Consider the following 18,781-nt stretch of genomic DNA (forward strand, 5'->3'; position numbering starts at 1 on the left):
AGCCGGTGCCGTCGTCCGCACGAACCACCACCCGAAAGTCGCCCGCGCGCCGACGGTCGAACCCGCAGACGCTCCTGGTCCTCCACTTCGACGCCGACAAACTTCGCGCCGACCATCTTCACCTCGGGGAGATCGCGGCGGTGACGGCGACCATCTCCGGGCTTGCACTTGGTGGGCGCACCGTCGTCGAAGACGCCACGACCACGTCGGACCTCATGAGCAAGCTCGCGCGCTTCGCCGAGGATGGGATGACCTTCGACGTGATCGTCGCCGTCGGCCACTCGAACGCCGACGGCATTCGCGTCGCGAGCGACCTGTTCATGCCGTGGGCGTCGTTCGCGCAAATGCTCAAGCCGCTCAAGCCACGCCGCTTGCTTCTCGTCGCCTGCCAAGCTGGGCGCGCCAACGCAGGACAGGCGCTCTTCGATGGTCTGCGTGAGCTGCGCCGGATCTATGCCTGCCCGGTCAACGCGTCGAAGGACTTCGGCGCGGCGATGATGTTCGCGATCCCGTACGTCGTCTCGGAGCGCCGCCCGAAGGATCGCCACGTGGCGTGGTCGCAGGCGGCAACCATCGCGCTGACGGGCGGCAGCTTCGCGAGTGGCGGCGCACCACCGACAAGGGGAACCCGGACGCGGCGATCTATGATCTTCTGGCCTTCGCCGCCGATCCCGTCGCACGCGCGGTGCCACAGCTTCTCGGCTCCTTGTTTCGCCGGTGATGTTGCCGCGTGGCTACCAGGCCGCCTTCAGCCCCTCCCACCGCCGCCGCTGCTCCTGCCAGTCGATCGTCCCGAGCACCGCCTCGCGCAGGCCGCGCTCGCTCACTGGCTGGGCGCCCGGGGGCAGCTCGAGGAAGAGGATCTCCTCCTGCACCTCGGGCGCGAGGAGGAGCAGGTCCATGAGCTGGGTGACGCGGGCGCGCGTGAAGCCGAGCTGCCGAGCCATGTCTGCAAAGTCGGCGAACTCCCCGCGCTCGAGCCGGCGGCGCAGGGCGTGCGCGAGGGCGAGCTGGCGGGCGACGCGCGCAGGGTAGCGCCGCGTCGGGGCTCGCTTCGCGGCCTGCTGGTGCTGACGCCAGGCGCGGCCGCCCTGGAACGTGATAACGACCTCGGTCACGGCGCGGCCTCCGTCGTCGGCTGCGGGCCGGGCGGCGGGGCAGGCTCGTGAACCGTAACCCGCAGCGTGCCGCTCTCGGGGTCGACGCCGACGCGCTCGATGAGGGCGCGCAGCACCTCGCGGCGCTCCTCGGGCACGAGGGCCTCCCAGACCTCGTCGAAGGCGTCGAGCAGCTTGGCCACGTGCTCGCCCTCGGTGCGGAGGGTGGCGCAGGCGCGGAGGCGCCGCTCGAGGTCCGCGACACCTGCGCGGTGCTTGTCGGTCTCGCGTTCGAGCTCGCCGAGCCGCTCGGCGAGGAGTCGGCCGCCCGCGTCGACGCTGCTGAAGGCACCGAGCAGGCGCTTCGCCTCGGCGCCGAGCTCGGTGATCCGCGCCTCGAGCCGGTCCTTGGTGGCGACCAGCTCGGCCTCGCCCGCGTCTCCCTCGGCTAGCGTCGCGAGGATGCGGTCCCGCAGTGCACCGCTCTTCGCCAGCGTCTTCACCTGCGCGACGACAGCGGCCTCGACGTCGTTCGCGTTGAGTAGGCCGGTCGGGCAGCGCAGCCCCTCCTGCGACGCGCGGCAGCGGTAGTAGCGGTAGCGCTGCTTCTTGTGGTTGTAGGCGTGGCTCGTGGTCATCGCCGCGTCGCAGGGCAGGCAGCGAAGCAGCCCCGTCAGCAGTGACTCACTCCGTCGCGGGCGGCGCGTGCCGGCGCCGGCCGCACGCAGGTCGAGGGTGCGCTGCACGCGCTCGAAGACGTCGGGGTCGATGATGGGCTCGTGCTCGCCGAGGAAAAGGTCATCATTGTGGCGGACCTTGCCGACGTAGAGCGGGTTGCGGAGCAGCCGGTGGACGGCGTTCTTGTTGAAGGGGCGCCCGCGGGTCGTGCCGTCCTCGGCGACGCGCGTCCGCAGCGTGAGCCCGCGCGCATTGAGCCGCTGCGCCGTGAGCGCGATCGACAGGGTGCGCTCATAGAGCTCGAAGACCAGCTTCACGATGGCGGCCTCCTCGGGCACGACCTCGAGCGCGCGGCGCTGGCGGTCGACGCGGTAGCCGAGCACCAAGGGGCCGCCGGTCCACTTCCCCCGGCGCTTGGCGGCGGCGATCTTGTCGCGGGTGCGCTCGCTGATCAGCTCCCGCTCGAACTGCGCGAACGAGAGCAGGATGTGAAGCACGAGCCGGCCCATCGACGTCGAGGTATCGAAGTGCTGCGTGATGCTCACGAAGGCGACGCGGCGCTTCTCGAAGCGCTCGACCAGCCGCGCGAAGTCGAGCAGCGAGCGGCTGAGCCGGTCGACCTTGTAGACCATGACCGTGTCGACCTCGCCGCGCTCGATGTCGTCCATGAGCCGCGTGAGCGCCGGGCGCTCGAGGTTGCCGCCCGTGAAGCCGCCGTCGTCGTAGCGCGTGGGCAGCGCCTTCCAGCCCTGGGCGGCCTGGCTCTTGATGAAGTGCTCGGCCGCCTCGCGCTGCGCGTCGAGCGTGTTGAAGTCGGAGTCCAGCCCCTCGGTCGTCGACTTGCGCGTGTAGATGGCGCAGCGGACGACCTTCGGCTCCTTCACGAGGGCCGAGCTCATGCCGCCCCCTTCACGCCGACCTTGAAGAACAAGAAGCCGTTCCAGCGCGACCCGGCGATCTTGGTGGCGAGCGTCGAGAGGCTCGCGAAGCGCTCGCCGCGGTACTCGAAGCCCTCGGTCAGCACGCGCACCTCGTGGACCTCGCCGCGGAACTCGCGGCGCAGCACGGTGCCCACGGGAGGGAGGCGCGAGTCGCGGGCGCCGGTTTCGACGATGCTCACGCTCGCCACGTTCCGCGGTGGCCGGCGGCGCACGGGCGCCTTGTCCGCGAGCTCGACGGCGCGGGCCTTGGCCCTCGGCGAGAGGCCGCCGTAGCGCTGCTCCTGCATTCGGTAGGCGATGCGTTTGAAGAGATAGTCCTTGTTGCGGCTGGTGCTCTCCTCGCCGAAGACGGCGAGGTAGCGCTCGCGCAGCGCGGAGACGGGCAGCTCGCGCAGGGCGAGAATCTCGCGGATGAGCGGGTCGGCGGGCGTGTCGTTCATTGGGTGGTCTTCTCCTGGTTCGAGGCCGCGCCCATGACGGCTTCTGTCGCGCGAACTGGCAAGGCGTCGTTCTCGCGTTCAACAGTGCCGAGTTCGTGCGGGATGTCGGCGCCGAGCACGCGGCGCACGCCGCGCGCGAGGACGGCGGCGGCGATGCCGAGCCGGCGTTCGTAGTCCGTGGTGGCCATGCGGGATGCAAAGGCACCGCGCCCGGTGAACAGGGGACAAGCGACCGCGATCGGTCCGCCTGCGTGCGCACCTGTCCCCCGCTCGTTCGCGCCGTGGCTTTGCCTGTCCGGAGATCGCCGCGTGGACCAGAGTACCTTCGACCAGCTCGTCGCCGACGTGAAGGCGCGGACGGACGTCGTCGCCGTCGTCCGCCGGCACGTCGAGCTGCGCGAGAGCGGGAACCACTACGTCGGCCGCTCCCTCAAGAACCCCGACACGACCCCGTCGCTCGTGGTCTGGCCCGACACGCAGAAGTGGCGCGACTACTCGGGCGGTGGTTCGGGCGGCGGCGACGTGTTCGCGTTCGTGCAGTACGCCCGCGGCGTCCCCTTCATGCTGGCGCTCCGCGAGCTGGCCGCCGACGCGGGCGTGCCGGTCCCGGGCACCTCGAACGCCGACCTCGAGCGGCTCCGCGAACGGCAGCGTCTCGAAGAGCTGCTGACCGCCGCCGCCCGCTACTACCACCAGCAGCTCCGGGAGCCGATGCGCTGGGACCTCGAGCGGGAGCGCGGCTACACCGAGGCCACCATCGATAAGTGCTGCCTGGGCTTCGGCGCGGGCGACCTGTGGGGGCACCTCGGCGAGCTCGGTGCAACGGACGACGAGCGCCTCTCGACCGGCCTCTTCGTGCCGCTCGGAACAGGCCGTCGTGCGGAGTTCTTCGCCAACCGCCTCGTGTTCCCGTACTGGCGCGGCGGGCGGGTCGTCTACCTCATCGGCCGGCGCACCTCGGCCTCGACCGACGCTGAGTGGGACGCTGCGAAGTACCGCAAGCTGCCGGTGCGCTCCGAGAAGCACCCGTACATCTCGGCGCTCATCACGAACGACTACTTCTTCGGGGAGGACGACGCGAACAGCGACTGGGTGCTGCTCATCACCGAGGGCATCGCCGACGCCATTGCGGCGCAGCAGGCGGGCTTCAAGTGCCTGTCCCCGGTCACGACGACGTTCCGGGCGCAGGACCACGAGAAGCTGGTCCGCCTCACCGCGAAGGCCAAGCGCGTCGTCATCGTCAACGACAGCGAGGACAGCGGCGCGGGCGAGCGGGGCGCGCTCGAGACTGCGAGGGTGCTGCACGCGGCCGGCCGCGACGTGCGCCTCGCCACGATCCCGAGGCCCGAGGGTGTGGCGAAGATCGACGTCAACGACGTCGTTCGTGCGCACGGCGCCGAGGGGCTGCGTGCCGTGGTCGACGCGGCGAAGTCGCTGCCGACCTTCTTGGTCGAGCGCATCCCGAAGAATATCGACCGCCGGGAGCTGGTCGGTGCGCTGCGGCCCGTGGTCGAGGCGATGCAGCGGCAGTCGCCCATCGAGCAGAGCGAGCTGAAGGCCGTCATCGGCGCGCAGTTCTCGCTCGCCAAGCGCGAGCTGAACCAGCAGCTCGCCGTCCTCGATCGTGAGCTGCGGCGCGATCGGGCACGCGAACACGCCGACAAGCCGGTGGGCGCTAAGCCCGGCATCATCGTCAACGACCGTCAGCGCAGCGAGCTCATAGAGCAGAGCAGCGCCGTCCTCACGGCCGCGAACGCCGCGCGCATCGACGAGGCGAAGGGAGCCGTGCCGGTGGGTCTGCCGCTCCTGTTCGTGCGGGGTGGCCGGGTCGTCGGGCTTCTGCGCGACAAGGAGGGCGAGGTGCCGAGGATGAACGACCTCAACGCCACCGAGATGTACGGGCTCCTGGTCCGTTACGCCGACTGGCTCAGGCGGCGCGCCACCGAAGATGGCGTCACGTACGACGCCACGACGCCGCCGTTCGATGTGCCGCAGGACCTGCTCGCGTTCCCGCCGAAGGCGCTCTCGTCGCTCGACGCCGTCGTGTCGACGCCGGTCTTCGCGCGCGATGGCTCGCTGGTCTCGACACCGGGCCACCACGCGAGCGAGTCGCTCTGGCTGCACCTCGATCCCTCGCTGGGGGAGCTCCACGTGCCCGAGTCGCCGACCGCAGCAGACGTCGCCGGAGCGCGGGGCCTGCTCCTCGAGAACCTCTTGTTCGACTTCCCGTTCGTCGACCCCAGCGACCGCACGCACATGATCGCCGCGCTGCTCTTGCCGTTCGCACGGCGGCTCGTCACGGGCTGCACCCCGCTGCACGTCATCGAGGCGCCGACGCCGGGCTCCGGCAAGGGCCTGCTCACCAACCTCCTCGGCATCATCGCGACCGGCGCGGTCTGCAACGGCTGCACGCTGCCCGGCGAGGAGGAGGAGGTCCGCAAGAAGCTCAGCGCCGAGCTGGCGATGGGGCGGCCCATCGTGCTCCTCGACAACCTCCCCGAGAAGCGCGTCACCGACAGCGCGACGCTCGCCTCGGTGCTGACGGCCGAGACGTGGACCGACCGGCTTCTCGGCGCGACGCGCATGCTGACCCTGCCGAACCGCGCGGTCTGGCTGTGCTCCGCGAACAACCCGCGCTTCTCGCTCGAGCTGGTCCGGCGGTCGGTACGCATCCGCATCGACCCGAAGCAGGACATGCCGTGGCACCGCTCGGGCTTTCGGCACGACCCCGTCCTGGACTGGGCGCGCGACAACCGACCGAAGCTCGTACGCGCGCTCCTGACGTTGATTCGGGCCTGGGTCGCAGCCGGCCGGCCCGCGGGCACGAAGAGCCTCGGCAGCTTCGAGTCGTGGGCGCGCGTGATGGGCGGCGTCCTCGAGGTCGCGGGTATCGAGGGGTTCCTCGCCAACTCGACCGCCTTCTACGCCGAGGCCGACGAGGAGGGCGAGGCGTGGCGCGCCTTCACGCGGGCTTGGTGGGAGAAGTTCGGGCCGACGCCGGTCCGCGTCCTCGATCTCAACGAGCTGTGCGACGTGCACGAGCTGCTCGTCCGCGAGCGCGGAGACGGCCCAGCAAGGTCGCAGCAGACGAAGCTCGGCAACCTGCTGCGCGCCAAGCGCGACCGCGTCTTCGGCGAGCTGCGCATCGGCCTCGCCCACGACGGCGGGCACAAGGGCAAGCTCTACGCGCTCTCCACCATGAAGGCCGAGCCGGCGGCAGCACCGAGCAGTGCCGAGGCCGGAGAGCGCGGCGGCTTCGTGGACCCGTGGGCCGACGACGCGCCTGCTGTCACGCCGGGGAACCTCGAGAGCGAAACGGGAACCTTCGGGGAACGTTCGACGGGCCACGTTCCCTCAGAGAAAGCCTCGGTCTCTCCATGAGTTACGGACCCGCGGGGAACCTCGGGAACCTGCTCGCCTCCTCTACGCGCGAGGACGGCGAGATTTCTTTCAGCGCGGACGAGGAGAAAAATATGTCTACGCATAGGGCCGGAGAGGGGCGTCCAGGTTCCCGAGGTTCCCCAACCACAAGAAAGCTCCCTGATGTCGACAGGTTCGCGCCGGGAACCTCGCCCGGGAACCCCTCGGGGAACCTCGAGCACGTTCCCGCGACGGTCGGCGGTCTCCGCGTTCCGACCACACCGATCTTCGACGCCGCGTTCGTGAACGAGCTCATGCACGCGCTCCGGGGCGCCGTCCTCCAGGCTCTTCGCAAGGCGCTCCTGCCCGACCACCGCTGCGTGCTCGCGGGCCATCTGCGCGAGGCGCTGTACTGGAGGTCGAAGCGCGGCGTGATCGAGTACGCCCGCTGCGAGCCTCTGTTCGTGCTCTCGGGCGACAGGCGCTGGCCGCTCATCGTGCGGCTGACGATCAACCAGGGCCTCTCGGGCGTGCACGGCAGCATCTTCGCTCGGCGCCTGCGCAGACCCGGCGACAGCGTGTGGCGCGAGCCGGGCTGGGACTTCGAGCTCTTGGCGCTGCCCCACGAGGTGCTGGCCTACGTGCCGTACCTCCAAGGCGTCATCCGGCAGCACGAGGGCAACGACGAGCCCGCCGTCCCGCCGCCGTTCGCGACGAAGTTCATCGAGAACGCCGGCAGCACCTGGGCGGCGAGCCACGGCGCGTGGCTGCTCAGCGAGAGCAGCCCGTTCTGCGGGTGCGCGGTCCCCTCGCCGCAGAGCGCGAGGCTTTGAACGGGCAGCGAAGGAGCGCACCACGATGACCGACACGATCCCGACGAACGCCGCGCCATCGACGAACGCCGACCTCGGCGCGGTCACCTGGCACCCCTCGGTGGTGAAGCTGCGCGAGCTGTTCTTCGACGTGTTCTCGTTCGAGCTGCAGCGCTTCACCGCGCTCGGGGACGGCGCCTCGTTCCTCTGCTGGTGCCCGAAGGACGGCAGCATCGCGTGGGTGCGCCTCGACCTGTTCGCGAAGCCGACTCGAGACAACCCGAGGCAGCTCGTCCTTCGCGTGGTCATCAACAAGGGGCCCGTCGATGACGTCGCCAACGTCGCGCGTCGGCGTGGGCTGCTCGTCGAGAACGAGCCGTGGCGCAGCCCGAGCTGGGCGCTCGAGGCGTTCGTGACGCTCGACGAGCTGCTCGGCTCCGCGCCGTTCCTCGCGAGCCTGGTCCGCACGCACGAGAAGAACGACGCCTCGCTGGTCATCGCCGCACCCTTCAAGACGGTGCTCGCGTCGGGCGCTGCGCTGACCTGGGACGTGGTGGCCAGCGAGGCCGCGTGGGCGGCGGTCGAACCGCATGTCCCGGCTCGGAGCGAGCCCACGTGAGCCCTTCGATGAGCAAGTTCGCCGAGCGCGCCGCCGAGTGGCTCGAGGATCCCCCCGAGCCGCAGATCGAGGCGACCTTCGAAGAGCGCTACGCCGCACTCTTGTTCCGCGCGTTCCTCGCAGCACTCGCCATCCGGCTTCAGCGGCCCACTGCACGCATCACGCCGCGGAGTCTCTGCTGGCGCGCGAAGAGCGGTCGCATCGAGCACGTCACCTGCGAGCCGTACTTCTGCCCGTCCGAGGAATCGCCGCAGCACCCGCTCCTCGTGCGCGTGCTCGTCAACAAGCTCGCGGTCGGCCTCGTCAGCGAGGTGGACGCCGTCGCGGCCGCGGTCGCCCATGAGAACGGCCTCGTCGAGGAGGGCGACGAGCCCTGTCGGGCGCCACGATGGTCGCTCGAGCTCGCCGTCTTCCCCGGCGAGCTGCTCCGCTTCGCGTCGTACGTCGCCGACCTCGTGCGCGCCTCCGAGCGAGACGAGAACGAGGGCGCGGTCGAGCCGCCGAGCCCAGCGGAGGTCCTCGTCGAGTCCGAGGGGCTTCACGGCACGCGCGCGCTCTACGTGTGGAGCGAACGCGCGTGGGACTACTTCGCGGACCGCGTGTGGATGGACGAGATCGTCCCCTCGAACTCGCACTTCATGGCTTTGCGAGAACAGCGAAGGAGCGCACGACGATGACCGACACCACCCAGGAGAACACCGAACAGACGGCGAAGAAGCTGGGCCGCCCTCGCAAGACCGACCCACAGCGCGTCGACTACCACCAGCTCGACACGCTGCTCGTCATGGGCGAGATGCGCGTCGACGCCGAGCGCGGCCCGGTGACCGAGTACCCGTCGTACCGCGAGCTCGCCAAGCGCTTCGGCATCAGCCACAGCCTCGTCGCGGCGTACTCGTCGCGGCACAACTGCCTGCGCCGTCGCGAGGCGGCCTCGGAGAAGATCCGCAAGGTCACCGACGAGAAGGTCATCGCTCGGCGGGGCACGGCACTGGCCGAGGCCAAGGAGCGCATCCTCGCCATCATCGACCGCTTCCTCGAGGAGTTCGGCAAGGCGCTCGAGGAGGGCCGCGTGCGCGTTGACAGCGTCACCGACCTCAACATCATGGTGCGCCTGCGCGAGTTCCTGCAGGGTGGCCCCGACTCGCGGCAGGAGGTACGCGGCATGCCGTCGCTCGAGGAGCTGTCCCGTCGCTACGCCGAGGCGCAGCGGCGCGAGAGGGAGGAAGGGCCGAACGCGGGCGGCGTCGTTCGCCGCGAGCGCGACATCGCCTCTGACCGCGCACTGCTCGCGCAGCCCCCGGCCGCGGCCTTCGCGAACGGCTCTGCCGAACTGCACGGTCACATCGAGGATGATCTCGACGATGACGACGAGCTCGCGCTCGACGCCCACGACGATGGCGACACCGACACCGCCGCTTCCGGTTGAAAGCGGCCATCTTCGGCGCGAGCAGGCGCGGGTTCTCGCGGCTTGGCGCGCGTGACGGAGCCGGAACGAGCAGAGGCCGATGGCCGCTTTCCGAGCGTACGCCGTCGTGACGAGCGCCGATCGGCCGACGCCGCGCGACGACGATGGCCCCCCCGGGGGGAGGGTCAATTTTCGTGGCGCCGCCCGCGCCGGGAAGAGTGCCCGGGGCCCCTTCCGATAGAGGTCGATTCGAGGAAGTGACCAGGACCCGCGCGCCGAAGTGAGCGTTCAGAGACACCGGTCACGGCGAGCGCCCTGGTCACTTTCGACATGCAAGTAGCTCGCGGGCCGTCCTCCGGCCTCAGCAGCGGAGCTGTTCGACGGCGCGCGCGAGGTCGTCGTCGCTCGGGTGCGTGTAGACCATCGTGGTGACGACGCTCCGGTGCCGGGCGAAGCGCTGGGTCAGTCGCAGGTCCTTCGACAGCGCGTAGACCGAGCTGCACGCCGTGTGGCGAAGCGCATGCAGGCTCACGTGACGCTCGAAGCCCGCGCGCTCCTGCCAGACCGCGAAGGCGTGCCGGAGCTGCCGCGTCGAGAGCCGCGTGCCTCGCTGACTCACGAAGAGCGGGGCGCCGCGGTCGAGGCTCTCGCCGTCGCCGCCCTTCCACGTCCAGAGCTTCTCGAGCTTGGCGCGGAGCCCCTCGGGGAGCAGCACCTCCTGGCCGTCGTCGTCGCCGCGTCCGTCACCCTTGAACACGCGCAGCACGAGGCGACGCCGCACGCGCCCGGCGTCGTCGAACACATCGCCGACGTCGAGCGCGACCAGCTCGTGCGTCCGCAGCCCGGTGCCGAGCGCCATCGCGAAGAGGACGTGGTCACGCCAGCCGGAGCGGTGCTCGCCCGTCACGCGCAGGAGCGCCTTCTGCTCGCGCTCGGTCAGCGTGCGCGGGGCTCGGCGGATCGACTCGACGTACGCAGCCATGCGGGCATGACGGCTTCCTTCCGCCCTGAAGGCAAGGCCGGCCGGAGCGGGAGCCAGCGGGAGCTCGTTCTTCGCCGACCTCGCAGATACGCCTTGATGGTCGCGCGAACGGAAGCCTGTATCGGACACGTGCGGGGCGCTCCCGCGACGGAGGACGAGCATGGCCAAGACCATCGGCACCATCACCACCTACGACGGCGACGAGCATGCGTGCCTCCGCGGCCACAAGGTCCGCGTCGTCGCCGTGCTGGCGCGCGCCGCCGCGGCGGACTTCGATCCCGACCGCGACGGCCGCGTGCTCCGCGACGACGATGCGATCGAACGCGCAGGGGGCGTGACCGCCGCCGACCGCATCGAGGTCCAGCCCTGGCTCGAGCGAGAGCAGCGCTGGAGCTTCGTCACGAGCGACCCGCGCGCGATCGACCTCGCGTGCTTCCGCCACCTCTTGAAGACCCCCTGACCAGACCCGCCCGGTGACCACGCCGGGTGGTCCGGCGGCGGCGCCGGGCACCACCGCAAAGGAGCCCGACATGACCAGCACCACCCGCCGCACCCTCGAGTCACTCTCCAAGCTGCGCCTCCCCGAGCTGCAGGCCCGGTTCGCCGAGATCGTCGGCGAGCCCACACGCTCGCCGAACAAGACGTTCTTGCAGCGCCGGATCCGCGAGGCGCTCGAAGCCCGCGAGCAGCAGACGAACGCGGAGCCGACGACACCGGCGACCACGACAACGGAGCCGGGCCCGAAGGTGAAGCTGACCAAGCTTTCGGTCGCCGAGCTCCAGGCGATGTACTGCGAGATCGTCGGGCGCGAGACCCGGTCCTCGAACTCGGCGTACCTGGTGTGGAAGCTGAGGCAGGCGCAGAAGGGTCGCGTCCGCGTCGGACCGATCGAGCGTCGCGCGCCCGGCGAGGCCGCCGACATCAAGGTCCTGCCGCTCCGCATGACCGCCGCCGAGGTCGAGGCCCTCGATGAGGCGTGGCGCCGGCTCGGCTTCAAGAGCCGGACGGCGATGATCCGCAAGGCGATCGAGGGGATGCTCGGCTGACTGTGATGCAGGCGGCCGTGCCAGTATCATGGCCAGCCATCGGTCGTTGGCCGAGGAGCATCCATGCAGAAGGTCGCCGCGTACATTCTGGAGCGCACCGAGGATCTTCAGTGGCCAGATGCCAGGAAGGCCGAGGGTGACCGCCTACGGGCGGTCATCGAGGCGTGGCTCAAGAGCAAGGGGGCATCGTCCGTTGACGGCACCGGCACCTACGCCGCAGTCGACGGCAGCGACGCCAGCTACCAGGTCACGACGGTCGCCGATGGCGAGCGCTCGTGGAGGATGTTCGAGCTCTCCGAGGTCACCCCGGAGGGGCGCAAGTTCGTCACGTCGGTCTCCGTGACGGTCGGCCACAAGAACGTCGTCGTCTTCGTCACGATGGAGGTCGGGTCCGTGGCGACCTCGATCACGCGCATCGAGGTCGACCCCAAATGCCCGAAGGTCGTTCGCGCTCTTCTTGCTCAACCGGGCGGGTGGTTTCACGGAGCGTCACGCTTGCGCGGCCTTTCGCAGGTGGATGGCTTCGACGCTGGGGAGGCACTCGCACTCGAGATCCAGAACGAGGAGCGCACGATCCCGTTCGTCGTCGTGTCACGCGTGCTCGGCACGACTGCGTTGCCGAAGCTCGACGAGAAGCTGGCGCATGACCTAGCCGGCGTCGCCAACGTCTACAGCATCGACGAGGACGCCTCCTGGGCACTCACGGACGTGCTCCGCAAGCCCCTCTCCACCTACGGGGGAGCTGTTCGGATCTACTGGCCTCGCCTGGCCGGCAACGACGATCCCTTCCGCCATCAGCTTTGGACTGCGACGCGGCTCCAGAGCATCGAAGCCGACCCGAAGATCGCCCTCGAGCGAATCCGACGGCAGGTGCGTACGATCGTCATGCGGGCGTCGGCAGCGAGCGTCGTGCGGCCCAGCGAGATCGACGAGATTCGGGGGGCGGCAGCGCGTTCGGAGTACGCCGCGTTGCAGGCGAAGGCGAGTGCGCTCGAAGACCTCAAGGCGAAGGCAAGCTCGCTCGCGGACTTCAAGGACATCGCCGACTCCTACGCCGCCGACAACGACAAGCTTCGGCACGAACTCGCGGCTCGCGATACCGAACTCGATCAACTCCGAGATGAGGTGCAGCGGCTCGAGGCCGACAAGCAAGCCCTGATCTTCCAACTCGGGCAGGCGAAGGCCACCTCCGAGGCTGCCGAGGTCGAGCCCGACGCACCGGAGCAGGACGAGGCCGATCAGCCACCGACGCCCGGCGAGGTGCGGTTCTACAAGAAGACGCACTCGAAGCCGGCGTACGACGTCCTCGTGCGTGTGGCTGACTGCGGGCACACCGCATGGCAGGGCGCGGCGAAAGCCGACAAGGCCAAGAAGGGCCTGGCGCGACTGCTGGGCGACGATCGCGAGTGGAAGAGCCTGCAGCACTGCGGGTCGTGCACCGGTGGCGGGATGTGGAAGGTTCAGTGGTAGACGGCGCGCAGGAGCCGCGTTTACCCGCCGGTCGCTGAGTAAAACGCCCTGCGCCGCACGAGCCCGATTCTCCTGGAGAAGAGCCCGCCGAGAACCCCCTCGGCCACGCCCGCGACCATCTCGACGCCGCCGCTCACGTTCTCTTCGCGCACGACGGAGAACGCCGCGCGCCCTCGCTCACGCCGCGTATCCCCGCGTCGTTCCGCCAGAAATGCAGAACCCCGAGAAGCTCGCGCCGCTCGGGGTTCCGTTTACCTGCTGGTCGCCCTTCTTGGCGCGACTCGAAAATGGCTCCAGCTGCTGGACTCGAACCAGCGACCCGGCGGTTAACAGCCGCCTGCTCTACCAACTGAGCTAAGCTGGAAAATGGAGACGGAGAAGTACCCAGCCACTGCCCCGACGTCAAGCGGGTTGGAAGGATCTTCGGACGGCGGCGGTTCAGGCCTGCGATGCTTCGTTCGCGGCTTCGGTCGGTCCTTCTCGTTCTTCTCGCGCTTGGCCTCTTTGGGTGCGATGAGGCTACGAAGAGCGTTGCGCGGGAGCGGCTTGCTGAGGGCAGCGTCGAGATCGTGCGGGGGGCGGTGGAGCTGCGGTATGTCCAGAATGACGACATCGCGTTCAGCGCGTTTCGGCAGCTTGGGGTCGCGCATTCGCCGGCGTTTCTTGCGGTGCTCGCGCTCGTCGGGATCATCGGGGCGGTCGGGCTCGCGATCGCGTCGACGCGGTGGTGTGCGCGGGTTGGGCTTGCGCTCGTGATCGGTGGGGCGCTCGGGAACTTTGCGGACCGCGTCGCGCGTGGGTACGTCGTGGACTTCATCCACGTGCACGGGTGGCCCGTGTTCAACGTCGCCGACATCGCCGTCGTCGTCGGGGTCGGCGTGCTGCTCCTCTCGCGGATGCGGAAGGAGAAGGAGGCGCCCCCGTCTACGGTCGCCTGAGCGGATGCGGAGGCGGCGGGCCCGCGTCGGCGCGTGGGGTGATGGCGACGCCTGCCTCTGCGTGCGCTTCGCCGATGGCGGCGATCGTCGCGGCGGAGGTGCGGACGTCGACGCGCTCGGTCTCGATCTTCTGCGTCGCCGCCTCGATGACGGCGAGCTTCGACTCGATCGTCGCCTTCGCGCTCGGCGATGCGTTCGGCGCGCCCAGGCGGAGGGCGCGCTCCGTCTCGCGCCAGATCGCGAGGGCGCCCTCGAGCGCGCGCGGCATGCCCGCGCCGTAGGCGCCGCCGGGGCCCTCGCGGCGCGCGAGATCGCGCTGCACGCACGCCGAGTGGTCGGGCGTCAGCTCGGGCGGCAGCTTCGACGCGTCATCCGTCGCGACGAGCCAGTACGTCGGGCACGCCCCCGGCACCGCGCTCACCACCGCGCGCAGGGCCGGACGCGTGCTCTCCGCGTCGTGCTTTCGTCCCACCGCCGGCGCGGCCTCCGCCATCTTCTTCGCGACCGCGAGGCGGAGCGCGTCGTGGCCGGTGCCCTTGCCGTCGCGGAGATCGGCGAGCCATGTGTCGACCCGGGGCAGCGCGTCGCCGCGGCCGTCGCGCGCGAGCACGAGCGCCGCCGTCGCCGCGCCCGCGTGGTCGGGCGGATTCGCGACGAAGCCCGCCTTCGAGCCGAGCGCGTTCGCGATGGAGGAGAGGCACGAAGGTGGGTACGCGCCGTCCGCGGCGGGCGGCGGCTGCTCCGTGCACGCCGGCGCCTCCTTCACCGCCTCGCGGAGGGCCGCGTCGTCGCCGCTCGCGAGCGCGTCGCGGAGCGCCTCGATCTTCGCCATCGGCCCGGCCTTGCAACCGACGATGAGGAGGGCAGGGAAGAGGATGCGCCGCACCACGAGCGAGCAGCATACCGCGGCCACGATGGGATTCGCGTACGCGCGACGAACCGCGCGACTGCGCGGGCCGCGGGCCGCGGGCGAGATGGAGCCGCGTTAGCGCCGGCGGCGGAGACCGGCAAGGACCGCGGCGGCGAGGAGCGCAAAGAACGCCGACGGCGGCGTCGCCACGCCGAGGGCGCCGATGGTGCAGCTCTCGTCCGAGCCCGAACCCGAGCCCGAGCCCGAGCTCGGTGGCGCGCCGGAAGGGGACGCCGTCGCGCCGCCGCCGGTTGCGATCCGCGGCCCCGAGCAGGAGAGATCGACGTCGATCTCCATCGGCGATAGCGCCGGCGCGCCGTCGATCGCGGCGGTGACGCGGACGTGATGTTTGCCGAGCGTCGTCCCGTGCTGGACGACGTGCGGGCCGGCGTCGCCGCACACGGAGAAGACGGTGAGCGCCCTGGTCCCCGCCGCGTCACCGATCGGACCGACGAGCGACGAGGGCCCGGTCCACGATGCGCCGTCGACCTCGACCTGCCAGCGGACGAGCGAGAGGAACGGAGCGAGCTCCGCGCTCGTGACCACCGAGAGCTGCGCCGTCGCCGCTTCGACCGGCTCGACGCACGAGCCGCGCTGGGTGGCGACCTCCACCGACGCCACGCCCGTCGTCGCGCGAAGCTCTCCGGCGACGGCGGGGAACGGCGACGCGGCGGTGACTTGAAAGGAGAGCGACTGGCGTGGAAGGCTCGCGCACGACGCGTACCTCAGCGTGTGCGTTCCGAGCGCGAGCTGTTGCTCCGGGGCGAGCAGGAAGCCGCCGCCATAGGGCTCCTTCCTCGTCGCGACGAGGGCGTCGGCGCCGTCGAAGAGCTCGAGCGGCTCCTCGGTGCTCGCCCACGGCGCAGGCGGTGGCACATAGAGAAAACCCGGCGCGTTCGCAGGGACGCTCGCGCCGTCCTCCGGGAGGAGATGCATCATCGGGCAGGCCAGGCTGCACGCCGCCGCCTCCTGCTCCGTCACCGCAACGAAGCACGCGAGCGCCATGACGCCGGTGACGAGACGACGAACCATTTTCGCGAGCTTACACGGAATCAGCGAAACCGCATCGACTGAGGGGTCCAGCCTAGCAGCCGGCGACGAGGAGGGCAGCGAGCGCGATCTCGAGTCAGCGCCGGCGGCGGAGAACGCCGAGGGCGGCGACGAGGAGCGCAACGAACGCCGGCGCCGGCGTCGCCGCGCCAAGGACGCCGACGGTGCAGCCCTCGTCCGAGCCCGAGCTCGAGCCCGAGCTCGAGCCCGGCGCCGCAGCGGAGGGCGCCGCGGGCACTGCGGGCACGGCGGGCGCCGCGGGCACTGCGGGCGCCGGGGCCGCGGGCGCCGGCATCGCGGGGGCCGTCACTCCGCCGCCGGTCGTGATTCGCGGTCCGGAGCAGGAGAGGTCGACGTCGATGTCCATCGGCGGTAGCGCCGGCGCGGCGGTGAGCGTGGCGGTGACGCGGACGCGATGTTTGCCGAGCGTCGTCCCGTGCTGGACGATGTCCGCGCCGGCGTCACCGCACACCGAGAAGACGGTGAGCGCGCCGAGTCCCGCCGCGTCGCCGATCGGACCTGCGAGCGACGTGGGGCCGATCCACGACGCGCCGTCGACCTCGACCTGCCAGCGAACGAGCGAGAGGAACGGAGCGAGCTCCGCGCTCGCGACCACCGTGAGCTGCGCCGTCGCGGCGTCGACGGTTTCGGTGCACGAGCCGCTCCGCGTGGCGACGTCCACCGACGCCACGCCCGTCGTCGCGCGAAGCTCTCCGGCGACGGCGGGGAACGGCGCTGCGGCGGTGACTCGAAAGGAGCGCGACTCGCGGGGAGAGCCCGCGCACGTCGCGTACCTCAGCGTGTGCGCTCCGAGCGCGAGCTCTCGCTCTGGGACGAGCAGGTTGCCGCTCCCGAAGGGCTCCTCCCTCGTCGCGACGCGGGCGCCGGCGCCGTCGAAGAGCTCGAGCGGCTCGGTGCTCACGTAGAAGAAGCCCGGCGCGTTCGCAGGGACGCTCGCGCCGTCCTCCGGGAGGAGGCGCGTAGCCGGGCAGGCCGGCGGACCGCACGCCGCCGCGTCGTGCTCCGCTACCGCAACGAAGCACGCGGCGGCGGCGACGACGCAGCGCCGAAACGCGATGGCCATCGAATGAGATTACACGGAATCGACGGAAAGCGCTGCGCGTCAGACCGTCGCGAAGCCGGCGTCCGGGATCTCGAGCGGGGACTTGTCTTCCTCCGCGAGGAGCTGCGCCTTGTGCTCGACGCCGGGGAGGACGTTGCGTGCAAAGTACAAGGCCGCGGCGACCTTGCCGGCGTAGAAGGCCTCGTCGGGGTGGCCGGCGGCGACCTTCCCCTTCGCCGCGTCGGCGACGACGGCGCCCTGGAGGAGGAGCCACGCGACCGTGAGCTCGCTCATCATCTCGCAGAAACGGTTCGCCGAGAGCGGGACCAGGCCGAGCTGGCCGGACTGGAACCACATGAGGAGGCGCATCGCGGTGCCGGCGAGGGCCTCCTGCGCCGCGCCGAGCTTCTTCACCGCGCCGCCGAGCGTGGCGTGGCCCGACTGCTCCGCCACGAACTTCTGGATGTCGCCGAGGAAGGCCTGGAGGTTCGCGCCGCCGGCCTGACCGAGCTTGCGGCCGACGAGGTCCATCGCCTGGATGTGGTTCGTGCCCTCGTAGATCGAGAAGATCTTCGCGTCGCGCGCGTACTGCTCGACCGGGTAGTCGCGCGTGAAGCCCGCGCCGCCATACGTCTGGATCGCCGTCTCGCAGACGCGGAAGCCCTGGTCCGAGCCGTAGGCCTTGAGGAGCGGGACGAGGAGATCGACCTGACCCTGGTGGTAGGCGAAGAGCTTCTCGTCCTTGCCCGCGTTCAGGTCCGCGTTGTCCTGGTGCCAACAGAGCTTGATCGCGAGGGCGCGGATCCCCTCCACCTTCGACTTCATGTCGAGGAGCATGCGGCGCACGTCGGCGTGCTCGATGATCGGGACGCGCGGCGCGGTCGCGTCCTTCCAGTGCGTGATGCTCGAGCCCTGCTTGCGCTCCTTCGTGTACTCGAGCGCGTTGAGGTACGCGCTCGACGCGACGCTGATGCCCTGCACGCCGACGGAGATGCGCGCCGCGTTCATCAGCTTGAACATCTGCGGCATGCCCTGATTGAGCTTCTCTTCGCCGCCGACCGGCCAGCCGATGCACTTGCCGTGGTCGCCGAAGTTCAGGACGCACGTCGCGGAGCCGTTGATGCCCATCTTGTGCTCGAGCGCGCCGACGGAGACGTCGTTGGATTCGCCGAGCGCGCCGTCCGCGCCGGCGCGGACCTTCGGGACGATGAAGAGCGTCAGGCCCTTCGTGCCCGGCGGCGCGCCCTCCACCCGCGCGAGCACGAGGTGGATGACGTTCTCCGCGAGGTCGTGGTCGCCGCCCGAGATGAAGATCTTCGTGCCGCGGATCTCGTAGCTGCCGTCCGGGTTGCGCTTCGCCGTCGTCTTCGACGAGCCGACGTCCGTGCCGGCGTGCGGCTCGGTGAGGCACATCGTGCCGCCCCACTTCCCGGTGAACATGCTCTCGCAGTACTGCTTCTTCTGCTCCGGCGTACCGAAGTGCTCGATGACCTCCGCCGCGCCGTACGCGAGGCCGGGGTACATGTTGAACGCGGTGTTGGAGCCGGAGAGGATCTCCTCGATCAGCACCTGCACGCTGCGTGGCGCGCCCGCGCCGCCGAGCTCGGGCGGGACGCCGATCGCCTTCCAGCCCGCTTCGTACAGCTTCGTCCACGCGTCCTTGAAGCCGGTCGGCGTGATGACCTTGCCGTCCTGGAGCTTGCAGCCCTCGATGTCGCCGACGACGTTGAGCGGCCCGAGCACGTCGCGCGCGAAGCGGTAGCACTCGTTCAGGGAGGTGCGGACCTCTTCTTCCCCCCACGCGTCGAACGGGGCCTTGCCGAGGAGCTCGCCGAGCTTGAACTGCTCGAAGAGGAGGAACATGAACTCGCGAAGGTCGGCTTTGTAGCGGTTGATCTTCTGGATCGGCTTCGTCACGTCTCGCTCCTCGATGGTAGGCCCCAGAAGCGGCCGCGAAAGCGGTCGCGAAG

The 18,781-nt window shown here is 70.4% G+C and carries 18 protein-coding genes and 1 tRNA gene; 10 read left to right on the forward strand and 9 right to left on the reverse strand.

What is annotated here, in order from left to right:
• Positions 1-5: 5 nt before the first annotated feature.
• Positions 6-1,169, forward strand: coding sequence for a hypothetical protein (locus KF837_35285; GenBank protein ID MBX3232643.1), 1,164 nt, complete (start codon positions 6-8; stop codon positions 1,167-1,169).
• On the opposite strand, the gene KF837_35290 is transcribed toward KF837_35285, so the two are convergent.
• Genes KF837_35290 through KF837_35300 form a run of 3 tightly spaced genes read right to left on the reverse strand, consistent with a single transcriptional unit; the run spans position 1,115 to position 3,344 of the window.
• Complete coding sequence (locus tag KF837_35290; protein MBX3232644.1) at positions 1,115-2,674, reverse strand: recombinase family protein; 1,560 nt, start codon at positions 2,672-2,674, stop codon at positions 1,115-1,117. The two genes, KF837_35285 and KF837_35290, sit on opposite strands and share 55 nt — an antisense overlap.
• Positions 2,671-3,156: a DUF2924 domain-containing protein gene (locus KF837_35295; protein ID MBX3232645.1), complete on the reverse strand. Its 486-nt coding sequence runs from the start codon at positions 3,154-3,156 to the stop codon at positions 2,671-2,673. Before KF837_35295 ends, KF837_35290 begins: the two co-directional genes overlap by 4 nt.
• Entirely contained in the window at positions 3,153-3,344 is a 192-nt protein-coding gene (locus tag KF837_35300; protein MBX3232646.1) for a hypothetical protein, read from the reverse strand. The genes KF837_35295 and KF837_35300 overlap by 4 nt, the downstream gene beginning before the upstream one ends.
• Before the next feature lie 121 nt (positions 3,345-3,465).
• Here KF837_35300 and KF837_35305 point away from each other — a divergent pair, with 121 nt between their 5' ends.
• From KF837_35305 to KF837_35325, 5 genes are all read left to right on the forward strand, one after another.
• Complete coding sequence (locus KF837_35305) at positions 3,466-6,537, forward strand: toprim domain-containing protein (protein ID MBX3232647.1); 3,072 nt, start codon at positions 3,466-3,468, stop codon at positions 6,535-6,537.
• 293 nt (positions 6,538-6,830) lie between these two features.
• Entirely contained in the window at positions 6,831-7,349 is a 519-nt protein-coding gene (locus KF837_35310) for a hypothetical protein (protein ID MBX3232648.1), read from the forward strand.
• Positions 7,350-7,374: 25 nt separating this feature from the next.
• Entirely contained in the window at positions 7,375-7,947 is a 573-nt protein-coding gene (locus KF837_35315) for a hypothetical protein (protein ID MBX3232649.1), read from the forward strand.
• An 8-nt stretch (positions 7,948-7,955) separates the two neighbouring features.
• Complete coding sequence (locus tag KF837_35320; GenBank protein ID MBX3232650.1) at positions 7,956-8,624, forward strand: hypothetical protein; 669 nt, start codon at positions 7,956-7,958, stop codon at positions 8,622-8,624.
• Positions 8,621-9,373 carry a hypothetical protein gene (locus KF837_35325; GenBank protein ID MBX3232651.1) on the forward strand — a complete coding sequence of 251 codons (753 nt, stop codon included), beginning with the start codon at positions 8,621-8,623 and terminating at the stop codon, positions 9,371-9,373. The genes KF837_35320 and KF837_35325 overlap by 4 nt, the downstream gene beginning before the upstream one ends.
• A 340-nt stretch (positions 9,374-9,713) precedes the next feature.
• On the opposite strand, the gene KF837_35330 is transcribed toward KF837_35325, so the two are convergent.
• Entirely contained in the window at positions 9,714-10,334 is a 621-nt protein-coding gene (locus KF837_35330; GenBank protein ID MBX3232652.1) for a tyrosine-type recombinase/integrase, read from the reverse strand.
• Between the two features lie 160 nt (positions 10,335-10,494).
• Here KF837_35330 and KF837_35335 point away from each other — a divergent pair, with 160 nt between their 5' ends.
• From KF837_35335 to KF837_35345, 3 genes are all read left to right on the forward strand, one after another.
• Entirely contained in the window at positions 10,495-10,794 is a 300-nt protein-coding gene (locus KF837_35335; GenBank protein MBX3232653.1) for a hypothetical protein, read from the forward strand.
• A gap of 70 nt (positions 10,795-10,864) precedes the next feature.
• Complete coding sequence (locus KF837_35340; GenBank protein ID MBX3232654.1) at positions 10,865-11,380, forward strand: ribbon-helix-helix protein, CopG family; 516 nt, start codon at positions 10,865-10,867, stop codon at positions 11,378-11,380.
• Positions 11,381-11,443: 63 nt separating this feature from the next.
• On the forward strand, positions 11,444-12,850 hold the full coding sequence (locus tag KF837_35345) for a hypothetical protein (GenBank protein ID MBX3232655.1): 1,407 nt from the start codon (positions 11,444-11,446) through the stop codon (positions 12,848-12,850).
• A gap of 288 nt (positions 12,851-13,138) precedes the next feature.
• Here KF837_35345 and KF837_35350 read toward each other — a convergent pair.
• A tRNA-Asn gene (locus KF837_35350) sits at positions 13,139-13,214 on the reverse strand.
• 85 nt (positions 13,215-13,299) lie between these two features.
• On the opposite strand from KF837_35350, the gene lspA reads away from it, so the two are divergent.
• The gene (gene lspA, locus KF837_35355) at positions 13,300-13,788 is read left to right on the forward strand and encodes a signal peptidase II (GenBank protein MBX3232656.1); all 489 of its coding nucleotides are present in this window, start codon (positions 13,300-13,302) and stop codon (positions 13,786-13,788) included.
• Here lspA and KF837_35360 read toward each other — a convergent pair.
• The 4 genes from KF837_35360 to KF837_35375 all read right to left on the reverse strand — a co-directional run bounded on the left by KF837_35360 (position 13,775) and on the right by KF837_35375 (position 18,674).
• Complete coding sequence (locus KF837_35360) at positions 13,775-14,677, reverse strand: hypothetical protein (protein MBX3232657.1); 903 nt, start codon at positions 14,675-14,677, stop codon at positions 13,775-13,777. The two genes, lspA and KF837_35360, sit on opposite strands and share 14 nt — an antisense overlap.
• 96 nt (positions 14,678-14,773) lie before the next feature.
• Positions 14,774-15,730: a hypothetical protein gene (locus KF837_35365; protein MBX3232658.1), complete on the reverse strand. Its 957-nt coding sequence runs from the start codon at positions 15,728-15,730 to the stop codon at positions 14,774-14,776.
• Between the two features lie 94 nt (positions 15,731-15,824).
• Positions 15,825-16,832, reverse strand: coding sequence for a hypothetical protein (locus KF837_35370; protein ID MBX3232659.1), 1,008 nt, complete (start codon positions 16,830-16,832; stop codon positions 15,825-15,827).
• Positions 16,833-16,871: 39 nt separating this feature from the next.
• Positions 16,872-18,674 carry an acyl-CoA dehydrogenase gene (locus tag KF837_35375; GenBank protein MBX3232660.1) on the reverse strand — a complete coding sequence of 601 codons (1,803 nt, stop codon included), beginning with the start codon at positions 18,672-18,674 and terminating at the stop codon, positions 16,872-16,874.
• Between the last annotated feature and the right edge of the window lie 107 nt (positions 18,675-18,781).

Source organism: Labilithrix sp. (assembly GCA_019637155.1).
Lineage (GTDB): Bacteria > Myxococcota_A > Polyangia > Polyangiales > Polyangiaceae > Labilithrix.